This window comes from Streptomyces polyrhachis, from assembly GCF_042663125.1.
GTDB classification, from domain to species: domain Bacteria; phylum Actinomycetota; class Actinomycetes; order Streptomycetales; family Streptomycetaceae; genus Streptomyces; species Streptomyces polyrhachii.
Genome location: NZ_JBHSZO010000001.1, coordinates 153,677 through 166,365 on the forward strand (window position 1 = coordinate 153,677; position 12,689 = coordinate 166,365).

Sequence of the window (12,689 nt, forward strand, 5' to 3'; positions counted from 1 at the left end):
GGCGGATGGCCCGCAGCCGGGCCGCCCGCCAAGGAGGGTGGTACCGCGGGAGCGCAGGCTCTCGTCCCTCCGGACGACGCAAGCAGCAGTCCGCGCGCCCGGAGGAAGGCAAGCCGATGACGACACCCCAGCCGACGCCCCAAGGCCCCCAGTACCACCAGGTTCCCGCCCAGGTCGATCTGCCGGCCCTGGAGCACGCCGTGCTGGACCTCTGGGACGAGCGGAAGATCTTCGCCAAGAGCCTGGAGCAGTCGCAGGGCCGCCCCGAGTGGGTCTTCTACGAGGGGCCGCCCACCGCCAACGGCATGCCCGGCGCCCACCACATCGAGGCCCGCGTCTTCAAGGACGTCTTCCCCCGCTACCGCACCATGCGCGGCTACCACGTGACCCGCAAGGCCGGCTGGGACTGCCACGGCCTGCCCGTGGAGCTGGCGGTGGAGAAGGAGCTGGGCTTCAACGGCAAGGGGGACATCGAGGCGTACGGCATCGCGGAGTTCAACGCGAGGTGCCGGGAGTCGGTGACCCGCCACACCGACGCCTTCTCCGAGCTGACGACCCGCATGGGCTACTGGGTCGACCTGGAGGACGCCTACGTCACGATGGACCCGGAGTACATCGAGTCCGTCTGGTGGTCGCTGAAGCAGATCTACGACAAGGGCCTGCTGGTCGAGGACTACCGGGTCGCGCCCTGGTGCCCGCGCTGCGGCACGGGGCTCTCCGACCACGAGCTGGCGCAGGGCTACGAGACGGTCGTGGACCCCTCGGTCTTCGTCCGCCTCCCGCTCACCTCCGGCCCGCTGGCCGGCGAGGCGTCCCTGCTGGTGTGGACGACGACCCCGTGGACGCTGGTGTCCAACACGGCCGTCGCCGCCCACCCGGACGTGCGCTACGTGGTGGCCACCGACGGCCGGGAGAAGGTCGTGGTGGCCGAGCCGCTGCTGGCCAAGGCGCTGGGCGAGGGCTGGGAGTCCACGGGTGAGTCCTTCACCGGCCGCGAGATGGAGCGCTGGAGCTACCAGCGCCCGTTCGAGCTGGTGGAGTTGGCGGACGCGAACTTCGTCGTCAACGCGGAGTACGTGACGACCGAGGACGGCACGGGCCTGGTCCACCAGTCCCCCGCCTTCGGCGAGGACGACTACCGCACCTGCCGCGCCTACGGCCTCCCGCTCATCAACCCGGTCCGCCCCGACGGCACCTTCGAGGCCGAACTGCCCCTGGTGGGCGGCCAGTTCTTCAAGAAGGCCGACGAGGTCCTGGTCGCCGACCTGGACGAGCGCGGCCTGCTCCTGCGCCACGTGCCGTACGAGCACAGCTACCCGCACTGCTGGCGCTGCCACACCGCGCTGCTCTACTACGCGCAGCCGTCCTGGTACATCCGCACCACGCAGGTCAAGGACGCCCTGCTGCGGGAGAACGAGAAGACCAACTGGTACCCGGAGTCGGTGAAGTACGGCCGCTTCGGCGACTGGCTGAACAACAACATCGACTGGGCGCTCTCCCGCAACCGCTACTGGGGCACCCCGCTGCCGATCTGGCGCTGCGCGGAGGAGCACCTCACGGTCGTCGGCTCGCGCGCGGAGCTGAGCGGACTGACCGGCACCGACCAGTCGCAACTCGACCCGCACCGCCCGTACATCGACGAGGTCTCCTTCCCCTGCCCGCAGTGCGGCGAGACGGCCCACCGCGTGCCGGAGGTCATCGACGCCTGGTACGACTCGGGGTCGATGCCCTTCGCGCAGTGGGGCTACCCGTACCGCAACAAGGAGGTCTTCGAGGCGCGCTACCCGGCGCAGTTCATCTCGGAGGCCATCGACCAGACCCGCGGCTGGTTCTACACGCTGATGGCGATCGGCACGCTGGTCTTCGACAGGTCGGCCTACGAGAACGTGGTCTGCCTGGGCCACATCCTCGCCGAGGACGGCCGCAAGATGTCCAAGCACCTGGGCAACATCCTGCAGCCGATCCCGCTGATGGACCAGCACGGCGCCGACGCGGTGCGCTGGTTCATGGCGGCCGGCGGCTCGCCGTGGGCGGCGCGCCGGGTGGGCCACACCACCATCCAGGAGGTCGTGCGCAAGACCCTCCTGACGTACTGGAACACCGTCGCCTTCCAGGCGCTGTACGCGCGCACCTCCGGCTGGGCGCCCTCGGCCGCCGACCCGGCCCCGGCCGAGCGGCCGCTGCTGGACCGCTGGCTGCTGGGCGAGCTGAACACCCTGGTCGCCGAGGTCACCGAGGCGATGGAGGCGTACGACACCCAGCGCGCCGGCAAGCTGCTCTCGACTTTCGTCGACGACCTCTCCAACTGGTACGTGCGGCGCTCGCGCCGGCGCTTCTGGCAGGGCGACGCGGCGGCGCTGCGCACCCTGCACGAGGTGGTGGAGACGGTGACGCGGCTGATGGCGCCGCTGGTGCCGTTCATCACCGAGCGGGTCTGGCAGGACCTGGTGGCCCCGGTGGTGCCCGGTGCCCCGGAGTCGGTGCACCTGGCGGACTGGCCGCGGGTCGACGCGGCGCTGGTGGACCCGGCGCTCTCGCAGCGCATGGCGCTGGTGCGGCGGCTGGTGGAGCTGGGCCGCGCCTCGCGCGCGGAGTCCGGCGTCAAGACCCGCCAGCCCCTGTCGCGGGCGCTGGTGGGCGCGGTGGGCTTCGAGTCGCTGGAGGAGGAGCTGCGCGCGCAGATCGCCGAGGAGCTGAACGTCCTGGCGCTGGCCTCCCTGGCGGAGGTCGGCGGCTCGCTGGTGGACACGGCGGCCAAGGCCAACTTCCGTGCGCTGGGCAAGCGTTTCGGCAAGGGCGTGCAGGACGTCGCCAGGGCGGTCGCCACGGCGGACGCGGCGCGGCTGTCCGCGGAGCTGCGCGAGGGCGGCGCGACCTGGGTGGAGGTGGCCGGCGAGCGGGTGGACCTCTCGCCGGAGGAGGTCATCATCACCGAGACCCCCCGCGAGGGCTGGTCGGTGGCCTCCGATCCGGGTGCGACGGTGGCGCTGGACCTGGAGCTGACGCCCGGACTGCGGCGCGCGGGCCTGGCCCGTGACGCGATCCGGCTGATCCAGGAGGCCCGCAAGAACTCCGGGCTGGACGTGGCGGACCGCATCCGGCTGCGCTGGACGGCCCGCGACGAGCAGCTCACGCAGGCGCTCACGGAGCACGAGGCGCTGATCGCGGACGAGGTGCTGGCGCTGGACTTCGCCACCGGCGAGGCGGACGACTCCTACGGCAGCCCGTTCGCGGACGAGGCCCTGGGCCTCACCTTCCGCCTGCGCAAGGCGTAGCCGCTCCACGGCCCGAGGGGCCGGCGGGACCACCGGGTCCCGCCGGCCCCTCGGCGTATCCGGGCCGTGCTGACCGGGGGCGTCGCACGCCTCACCGGGCCCGCGTACGAGCCGGGCAGCAGGCGCCGGTCGCAAGTCCCGCTCCCCGGGCGCCCCTTGGTCCGCAGCAGCGCCGGGAACGCCGAAGGCCGGGCTCCACGGGCAGTGTCCGTGGAGCCCGGCCTTCGGCCGATGTGCGCCGACGCCGGGGCGTCAGGCGTCGATCAGTTGTCGTCCTCGTCGATGAGGAAGCCACGCATCGGCGACGGCGGCTGCTGCATGGGGCCGGGGCCCTGCGGGCGGACCGGCGCCATCGGCTGCGTCATCGCGGGCGACATCTGCTGCTGCCCACCGTACGAGGGACCGGCGGGGCGGCCGGGAGCACCGCCCATCGGCGGCTGTCCCATCCCGTGACCGTGACCGGAGCCCATCGCCGCCGCACCGGCCGGAGCCATGGACGGAGCCTGCACGGGCGCCGGGGCCGGCGGCAGCGAGGGGGCGGAGTTGCGCGGCGGAGCGAGCGAGTCGTCCGACTGGGACTCCAGCTGACGCAGCTGCGACTCCAGGTAGGACTTCAGTCGCGTGCGGTACTCGCGCTCGAAGCCGCGCAGGTCCTCGACCTTGCGCTCCAGCGTGGCGCGGGCGGACTCCAGGGAGCCCATCGCGACGCGGTGCTTCTCCTGCGCGTCCCGCTCCAGGGCGTCGGCCTTGGCACGGGCGTCGCGCTCCAGACCCTCGGCGCGCGAACGGGCCTCGCCGACGATCTTGTTGGCCTCGGCACGGGCCTCGGCGATCGCCTGGTCGGCGGTCTGCTGGGCCAGCGACAGCACGCGGGCGGCGGAGTCGCCGCCGGCGGGCGCCTGCATGTGCGGGGCCGGGGCCTGCTGCATCGGGCCGGGGCCCTGCTGCATCGGACCGTGGCCCTGCATCGGGCCGGGACCCTGCTGCATCTGGCCGTGGCCCTGCATCGGGCCGGGACCCTGGCCCATCGGGCCGGGGCCCTGCTGCATCGGACCGTGGCCCTGCATCGGGCCGGGGCCCTGCATGGCACCCGGGCCGGGGGGCAGCTGGGGTGCGCCGGACAGCTGGGGCGGGCCCATCTGCTGCTGCGGCACCGGCTGCGGGCCCGATATGGCGGCGGGCACCGGGCCGCCGGGGCCACGGTGCTGGTCCTGCGGCTCGGGCTTGCGCATGCCCTGGTTCTGGGCGGCGGCACGGGTCGCTGCGGCCAGCTTGGCGCGCAGGTCCTCGTTCTCGCGGAGCAGGCGCGTCAGTTCGGCCTCGACCTCGTCGAGGAAGGCATCGACCTCGTCCTCGTCGTAGCCCTCTCGAAGGCGGACGGTCGTGAACTGCTTGTTCCGCACGTCCTCAGGGGTCAGCGGCATCTCTTCACCTCAGTCATCGGCATATCGGTAGACCTCATCGCAGGAACCCCAGCGCTACTTGGATCAGGATCCACACAATGATCATCAGTACGAAGAAGGACAGGTCTAGCGCCACGCCCCCTAGACGCAGTGGCGGGATGAACCGCCGCAGAAGCTTCAGTGGCGGATCGGTGACCGTGTAGGTGCCCTCCAGCAACACCACCATGGCCTTACCTGGCTGCCATGAGCGGGCGAACATGAACACGTAGTCCATGATCAGCCGGAAGATCAGCACCCCCAGGAAGCAGTAGAGGACGATCAGGATCACCTGAACCGCGATGTCCATCCCGTCTCTTCCCTCTCCCCTGTGTGTGTGCCCGGCCTCACGGCCGCCTCGGATCCAGTGTTGCGTCTGTCGTTCAGCTTTGGTTGAAGAACCCGCCCTCAGCGATGCGGGCCTTGTCCTCCGCCGTTACATCGACGTTAGCAGGAGACAACAGGAAAACCTTCTGCGTCACCCGTTCGATGCTTCCGTGCAGGCCGAAGACGAGACCGGCCGCGAAGTCGACAAGTCGCTTTGCGTCGGTATCGTCCATCTCCGTCAGATTCATGATCACCGGAGTGCCCTCACGGAAGTGTTCCCCAATGGTACGGGCCTCGTTGTAGGTCCGGGGGTGGAGTGTGGTGATCCGGTAGGGCTCCCGCTCGGAGACGACCTTGGGCATGATCACGGGGGCGCTCTTCTCCAGGCTCTGGCGTTCAGGTGTGATGGAAGACACGGGAGCGATGCGTCCGCTACGTCCACTTTCAGTAAGGATGCTCCCAATGCGGGCGCTGTCCGAAACTACCGCCGGACGCTCCCGCTGTGCCGGGGGATGCGTCATTCGTACCGGTTCGTCCACGACGGCCGGCTGCTGCCGCCGGGAGCGGTCCGGCTCCGGCTCGGGCTCGAACTCGTCGTCGGGGTCGAAACCCGGACCGTCATAACCATCGTCCTCCACGAGGCCGAGGTAGACCGCCATCTTGCGCATTGCGCCGGCCATGCTCTACGTCCTCCGCTCTGTGGTGGATCTGCCCCGCCGTGTGTACTGCCACCAGTGCACGTGATCCACTCCGGCCTACTCGCCTGTCCGCACTGTCCGGTACCGACCGGCCCTCGTCGATACCGCTCGGTACCGATCGGCACCGCCCGGTACTGACCATATTTTCTGCCGTGGTCCGACTCGCTTCGCGACGTTACCGGAGCTTGGGCCGGACGCCGAGTACCGCAGTGCCGACGCGCACATGTGTCGCCCCGGCGGCCACGGCCTCCTCAAGGTCCGAGCTCATTCCCGCTGAGACCATGTTCGCAGCAGGATGCGTCGCGCGCAGGCCGGATGAGATTTCCATCAACCGCTCGAACGCGGCCCGTTGGCGTCCTGCATAATGCCCCGCCAACGGCGCCACCGTCATCAACCCGTCCAGCCGCAGCCCCTCGGCGGCGGCCACCGCGTCCGCCAACTCCCCTACGCGGCCCGGGGGGACGCCGCCGCGGCCCGCCGCACCCTCCGGGGCCCGCGCGCCCTCCCCGGCGTTCTCCGGGGCGTCCAGGGCGACTTGGAGCAGGCAGCCCAGTTCGCGCCCCTCGCGCCGGGCCGCCGCGGCGAGGGCCTCCACCAGCCGCGGGCGGTCGACGGACTGGACCTCGGCGGCGTACGAGGCCACGGAGCGGGCCTTGTTGGTCTGCAGCTGGCCCACGAAGTGCCAGTCCAGGTCCAGGTCGGCGAGTTCGGCCGCCTTGGCCGCCGCCTCCTGGTCGCGGTTCTCCGCGACGTGCCGCACACCCAGCCCGTTCAGCAGCCGCACGTCGCCCGCCGGATGGGTCTTGGTGACGACGATCAGCGTCACGTCCTCGCGGGGGCGGCCGGCGGCGGCGCAGGCGACGTCGATCCGCCGCTCCACCGCCGCGAGGTTCGCGGCGAGTTCGGCCCTGCGGCGGTCGTCCGCCGGGGCGTTCACCGGGGCGTTCACCGGGCCTCCGTCCAGACATAGGACGCCAGGCGGCCGGTGGCCTTCTCCCGGCGGTACGAGAAGTGGTCGGCGGACTCCAGGGTGCAGACCGGCGAGACGGTGACGTCCGCCACACCGAGCGCTTCCAGCTGTGCGCGGGCGCCGGCGCGGACGTCGATGGCGGGGGTTCCCCAACTCGTGGTGGCGAATGTCTCGTTCACGAGCTCCGCGGCCCGTGCGCGCATCTCCTCCGGCACCTCGTAGCAGCGCCCGCAGACGGCGGGGCCGAGCCGGGCGGTGATGCGGGCCGGTTCGGCGCCCAGTGCGCGCATCGCCGCCACGGTCGCGGGGACGACACCGGCCAGCAGGCCCGGGCGTCCCGCGTGCGCCGCGCCCACCACGCCGGCCTCCTCGTCGGCGAGGAGCACGGGGGTGCAGTCGGCGGTCAGGACGGCGAGCGCGAGGCCGGGTACGGCGGTGACCAGCGCGTCCACGGCGGGTACCTCGCCGGCGCCCCAGGGGGCGTCCACCACGGCCACCTCGCGCCCGTGCACCTGGTTCATCCACACGACGCGCCCGGGGTCGATGCCGTGGGCGCGGGCCGCGCGGCGCCGGTTCTCCGCCACGGCCGCCGGGTCGTCGCCGACGGCCCCGCCGAGGTTCAACTCGTCGTAAGGCGCGGTGCTTACGCCGCCCCAGCGGTCGGTGAACGCGAATCGCACGGGATGCCTGTCCTGTCGGGCTGAGCTGCTGCGGGCCGGTCGGGCCCTACCGGGCCCGCAGCCATCGAACCACGTGGGCGGACGGCCCCGGGCAGCGGGGGCGCGGCAGGGACGAACGCGACGGCGGCCCCGCGGCGTTCATGCCGGGGGCCGCCGTCGGGGAGCGGTTACTTCAGGAAGTCCGGTACGTCCAGCTCCTCCGCGGAGCTCTCCTGGTACGGCCGGGCGGACGGCACCGTCGGCGCCGAGGGCATCTCGGCGACCGGAACCGGCGGCGCGGACGGGGCGACCGGCAGGTCCTCCTCGTGCGAGGGGCGCGCGGACGGGGTGAAGCCGCCCAGCGAGGAGCGCTCCTCCACGGCGGGGCGGCCGAGCGGCGCCGAGCCGGCGGAGGACTCCTCCCGGGAGCCGTAGGAGCCGAGCGCCTTGTCGCGGTTCTTGGACGGCAGCTGGCCGCCGTCGAAGCCGGCCGCGATGACCGTCACCCGCACCTCGTCGCCGAGCGCGTCGTCGATCACCGCGCCGAAGATGATGTTCGCCTCGGGGTGCGCGGCCTCGCTCACCAGCTGGGCGGCCTCGTTGATCTCGAAGAGGCCGAGGTCGGAGCCGCCGGAGATGGAGAGCAGCACGCCGCGGGCGCCGTCGATGGACGCCTCCAGCAGCGGGGAGGAGATGGCCATCTCGGCCGCCGCGACCGCCCGGTCGTCGCCGCGCGCGGAGCCGATGCCCATCAGCGCGGAACCGGCCTCGGACATCACGGACTTGACGTCGGCGAAGTCGAGGTTGATCAGGCCGGGGGTGGTGATGAGGTCGGTGATGCCCTGGACGCCGGAGAGCAGGACCTGGTCGGCCGAGCGGAACGCGTCGAGAACGCTCACCTGGCGATCGGAAATAGACAGAAGTCGGTCATTCGGAATGACGATCAGCGTGTCGACCTCGTCGCGCAGCGCGGCGATGCCATCTTCTGCCTGGTTGGCCCGTCGCCGGCCCTCGAAGGTGAAGGGGCGGGTGACGACGCCGATGGTCAGCGCGCCCAGCGAGCGGGCGATGTTGGCCACGACGGGCGCGCCGCCCGTGCCGGTGCCACCTCCCTCACCGGCGGTGACGAAGACCATGTCGGCCCCCTTGAGGACCTCCTCGATCTCCTCGCGGTGGTCCTCGGCCGCCTTGCGGCCGACATCGGGGTTGGCGCCTGCGCCCAGGCCCCTGGTCAGTTCGCGGCCGACGTCGAGCTTGACGTCGGCGTCGCTCATCAGCAGCGCCTGAGCATCGGTGTTGATCGCGATGAACTCGACGCCCTTGAGACCGACCTCGATCATCCTGTTGATGGCGTTGACGCCGCCGCCGCCGATACCGACGACCTTGATGACTGCGAGGTAGTTCTGCGGTGCTGCCACGTCGAAGGCCTCTCGCCTCGAGTTACGTTGCCGTGTGAATGGCCCGATCCTCAACTTAAGCCTCAGGCTCAGCTTGAGGGTTGACTTGCCGTCTCGTCCGGGCCGCCGGAACGAGACACTAAGTCGACAAGTGCTGCGTGTTCAATGAACACGCCGAACTTCCCGGGTTTCTTTTCACCCTATTTGACTGCTCCCCCCGTTGTTCACCCGGGGGGATTTCCGGATCGCGCAACCCTCAGGCCCGACGGACCACAAGGTCTTACGCGCTCAACACCAGCCGGGTCCAACCCCGTCCGGGTGCATCGGCAACGCTGGTGGGAAAGCGCACGTTTGGTGCCTACGGACGCACAACCACCAGCAGTCTAGCGCGTCCGACGCGGACGCATTCGCCGTATGCGCAACGCCGACGGGCGCCCGCAAGGTCGCCAAATCTACGTCACCGCGGGGGCGGTTGGGGCGCTGACGTCGAAGTGGTCTGCGTCCGAGGCCTTTTCGAGCAGCGCCGTGAGCACCCGCGCCTTGAGTCCGCCGCGCTCCGCGCTGCCCCACAGCACGGTGCGGCCGTCGCGCAACTCCAGGGTCACGGAGTCATATGAACCGACCCTGATGACCCTGGTCTCGCGGCGCACCGCCGCCGGCAGGTCGCCGGCCACGGTCACCGCCTCCCGGCGCAGCCGGTCCTCGCCGAAGCGCGCCAGGCTCGGCGAGCGCTCCGCGTCGAGGCGCAGCACCGGCACCCCCGGGGGCGGCTTCGCGACCGTGGCGAACCGCACACCGCCGGCGTCGACTTCGACGTAGCGGCCGCGTTCCTTCATCAGCACCGCCGCCTCGCGCTCCGTGACCTTCACGGTGATGCCGTGCGGCCAAGAGCGCGTCACCGTCGCGGAGTCGACGCGCGGCAGCCGCTTCTCCAGCCGGGCCGCCACCGCACCGGTGTCCACCGAGACCAGGGGCGCGCCGGTCGGCACCTGCGCCGCCGCCAGCACCTCCGCCTCGGTGAGCACCTCGCCGCCGGAGGCGCGCACGCGCTCGACGCGCAGCCACGGGGAGCCGTAGAGCACCCAGACGGCGAACGCCCCCAGCACGGCGGCCAGCAGGAGGGCCGCGAGCACCAGCCGCGGTTCCGGGCGGCGGCGGTTGGAGCCGCGGGGGCGGCCCCCGGCAAGGCCGGCCGACCCCGGCGGAGCGTCCCCGCCCTGCCGGGGCTGTTCGCCCCGTTCGCCCCGCTCGCCCCGTTCACCTCGACTGCCCCGGCTGCCCCGCTCTGCGGTGCCGGCTGCGGGTGCGTCGCCCACGGTCTCGCCCTTCGGCCTGTGTCGGTGCCGGCCGGCCGGGTCCGTGCGCACGGACCCGGCCGGCCGGTCTGCCTCGTCTTCGCCCGGACCGTCGGCCCGGCTAGGCCGCCCGGCGCGCGGCGATCGCCTCGTACACCATCCCGACGAGCAGATCGTCCGCGTCCCGGCGGCCGAACTCGGCGGCGGCGCGCGACATGTCGTTCAGCCGCTGGCGGTTGCCGAGCACCGGCAGGACCTGCTCGCGCACCCACTCCGGGGTGAGGTCCGCGTCGTCGACCAGCAGTCCGCCGCCGGCCTTCACCACCGGCTGGGCGTTCAGCCGCTGCTCGCCGTTGCCGATGGGCAGCGGGACGTAGGCGGCCGGCAGTCCGACGGCGGAGAGCTCGGCGACGGTCATCGCGCCCGCGCGGCAGAGCATCATGTCCGCCGCCGCGTAGGCGAGATCCATCCGGTCCACGTACGGTACCGGGATGTACGGCGGCATTCCCGGCATGTTGTCGATCTGCGGCAGTTCGTTGCGCGGGCCGACCACGTGCAGGATCTGCAGGCCGGAGCGCTGCAGGTACGGAGCCACGGTCTGGACGACCTCGTTGAGCCGGCGCGCGCCCTGCGAGCCGCCGGAGACCAGCAGCGTGGGCAGGCTCGGGTTGAGGCCGAAGTAGTGGCACGCCTCGCCGCGCATCACCGAGCGGTCGAGGGTGGCGATGGAGCGGCGCAGCGGGATGCCCACGTAACGGGCGCCGCGCAACTGGCTGTCGGGGGTGGAGACGGCGACGTGGTCGGTGAAGCGCGAGCCGATCTTGTTGGCCAGTCCGGGGCGCGCGTTGGCCTCGTGGACCACGATGGGCACCCCGAGGCTGCGCGCGGCGAAGTAGCCCGGCAGGGCCACGTAACCGCCGAAGCCGACCAGGCAGTCGGCCTTGCGCTCGGTCATGATGCGCTCGGCCTCCTTGATGGTCCCCCGCAGCCGGCTCGGCAGCGTGATGAGGTCCGCGGAGGGCTTGCGCGGCAGCGGGACGGCCGGGATCAGGGCGAGTTCGTAGCCCCGTTCGGGGACGAGGCGGGTCTCCAGGCCGCGTTCCGTGCCCAGGGCGGTGATGCCGACCGTCGGGTCGTGCCTCCGCAGCGCGTCCGCAAGGGCCATCGCTGGCTCGATATGACCGGCGGTCCCACCGCCGGCGAGTACGACATGCACCGAATTTCACCGCTCTCTTGGACGGCGGGGCCCCAATCAACCCCGCCGTCGCGTCGACTTACGTCCCATCCCGGCCAGCTTTTTTCTCATCACAGGCTGCCGCATGGCCAGCGCCGCGCGCGCCGCGGGTTCGTTGCGGGCGAACGCGATCAGCAGGCCGATGGCGAACATGGTCGGCAGCAGGGCGGAGCCGCCGTACGAGAACAGCGGGAGGGGGACGCCGGCGATGGGCAGCAGGCCCAGCACCGCACCGATGTTGACCACGAACTGCGCCGTGATCCAGGTCGTCACCCCGCCCGCGGCGAACCGTACGAAGGTGTCCTCCGTGCGTCCGGCCACGCGGATACCCGCATAGCCTAGAGCCGCGAAGAGGATGAGGACGGACAGCGTCCCCGCGAGGCCGAGTTCCTCCCCGGTCACGGCGAAGATGAAGTCGGTGTGGGCTTCCGGGAGTCCGCCCCATTTCTCCACACTCGCGCCCAGGCCGGAGCCGAACCAGCCGCCGGAGGCGAGGGCGTAGATGCCGTGCAGGCCCTGCCAGCAGATGTCGCCCGGTCCCGTGTCGGTGGCGCCCAGGCAGCTGAGCCGGTCCATCCGGTGCGCACTGCCCTTGACCAGCAGCAGCGCCATGAACGCCCCGATGCCCAGCACGGCCGCGAAGAGCCGGGTGGGCGCTCCGGCGATCCAGAGCAGCCCGAAGAGGATCGCGGCCAGCACCACGGCGGTGCCCATGTCGGCGCCCAGCATGACCAGTCCGAGCAGCAGCAGCGCGACCGGGACCAGCGGGATCAGCAGGTGCTTCCACTGGCCGAGGAGCTTCTTGTCGTGCTTGCGGGCCAGCAGGTCCGCGCCCCACAGCACCAGGGCCAGCTTGCCGAACTCGCTGGGCTGGAGCTGGAACGGGCCGCCCAGGGAGAGCCAGTTGGTGTTTCCGCCCACCTCCTGCCCTATCCCCGGCACCTGCACCAGCGCCATGAGGAAGGCCGAGCCGGCGAGCAGCGGGTAGGCCAGCGCCCGGTGCAGCACGATCGGCAGCCGGGAGGCGGCCAGCAGCAGCACGGTGCCGATGACGGCGGCGACGAGCTGCTTGCGGAAGTAGTACGTGGAGGGAAGTCCGTCGCTGAGCGCCCTGATCTGGGAGGCGGAGAAGACCATCACCAGGCCGAGTCCGGTGATCAGCAGGCTGCCGCCCAGCAGCAGGTAGTACGCGGTGAGCGGGCGGTCCCAGGCCCGGCGCGCCCGGCGCACCAGGCGCCGCAGCCGCTGGGCGGGGGTCCCGCCGCGGGCCGGGAGCGGCGCCGTGCCGCGCACCCGCAGCCGCTCCACCGGACTCCTGGCGGCTGCCGGCGCGCTGTCGGAACCGCGGACCCGGCCCGCCGGCCGGCTCCCTGAACGCTGCGTCCCCCGTGGCAT

General features: G+C 71.9%; 10 protein-coding genes. 1 reads left to right on the forward strand and 9 read right to left on the reverse strand.

Going from position 1 to position 12,689, the window contains the following annotated elements; translation table 11 throughout:
- Positions 1-116 precede the first annotated feature (116 nt).
- Positions 117-3,275, forward strand: coding sequence for an isoleucine--tRNA ligase (ileS, locus tag ACFQLX_RS00685; RefSeq protein WP_386410444.1), 3,159 nt, complete (start codon positions 117-119; stop codon positions 3,273-3,275).
- Between the two features lie 263 nt (positions 3,276-3,538).
- Here the strand turns inward: ileS and ACFQLX_RS00690 are convergent, their stop codons facing one another.
- The 9 genes from ACFQLX_RS00690 to ftsW form a co-directional block, all read right to left on the reverse strand.
- Positions 3,539-4,699: a DivIVA domain-containing protein gene (locus tag ACFQLX_RS00690; protein WP_386410447.1), complete on the reverse strand. Its 1,161-nt coding sequence runs from the start codon at positions 4,697-4,699 to the stop codon at positions 3,539-3,541.
- Between the two features lie 34 nt (positions 4,700-4,733).
- Positions 4,734-5,024, reverse strand: coding sequence for a YggT family protein (locus ACFQLX_RS00695; RefSeq protein WP_386410449.1), 291 nt, complete (start codon positions 5,022-5,024; stop codon positions 4,734-4,736).
- Positions 5,025-5,097: 73 nt separating this feature from the next.
- Positions 5,098-5,721, reverse strand: a complete 624-nt coding sequence (locus ACFQLX_RS00700; RefSeq protein ID WP_386410452.1) for a cell division protein SepF — start codon at positions 5,719-5,721, stop codon at positions 5,098-5,100.
- 193 nt (positions 5,722-5,914) lie between these two features.
- Positions 5,915-6,688, reverse strand: a complete 774-nt coding sequence (locus ACFQLX_RS00705) for a YggS family pyridoxal phosphate-dependent enzyme (protein WP_386410455.1) — start codon at positions 6,686-6,688, stop codon at positions 5,915-5,917.
- Entirely contained in the window at positions 6,685-7,389 is a 705-nt protein-coding gene (pgeF, locus tag ACFQLX_RS00710; RefSeq protein ID WP_386410458.1) for a peptidoglycan editing factor PgeF, read from the reverse strand. Before pgeF ends, ACFQLX_RS00705 begins: the two co-directional genes overlap by 4 nt.
- 167 nt (positions 7,390-7,556) lie before the next feature.
- Positions 7,557-8,786: a cell division protein FtsZ gene (ftsZ, locus tag ACFQLX_RS00715; RefSeq protein WP_386410461.1), complete on the reverse strand. Its 1,230-nt coding sequence runs from the start codon at positions 8,784-8,786 to the stop codon at positions 7,557-7,559.
- Positions 8,787-9,217: 431 nt separating this feature from the next.
- Positions 9,218-9,898 carry a cell division protein FtsQ/DivIB gene (locus tag ACFQLX_RS00720; protein ID WP_386410464.1) on the reverse strand — a complete coding sequence of 227 codons (681 nt, stop codon included), beginning with the start codon at positions 9,896-9,898 and terminating at the stop codon, positions 9,218-9,220.
- 283 nt (positions 9,899-10,181) lie between these two features.
- Complete coding sequence (gene murG, locus ACFQLX_RS00725; protein ID WP_386410467.1) at positions 10,182-11,276, reverse strand: undecaprenyldiphospho-muramoylpentapeptide beta-N-acetylglucosaminyltransferase; 1,095 nt, start codon at positions 11,274-11,276, stop codon at positions 10,182-10,184.
- A 36-nt stretch (positions 11,277-11,312) separates the two neighbouring features.
- Complete coding sequence (ftsW, locus tag ACFQLX_RS00730) at positions 11,313-12,689, reverse strand: putative lipid II flippase FtsW (RefSeq protein ID WP_386410469.1); 1,377 nt, start codon at positions 12,687-12,689, stop codon at positions 11,313-11,315.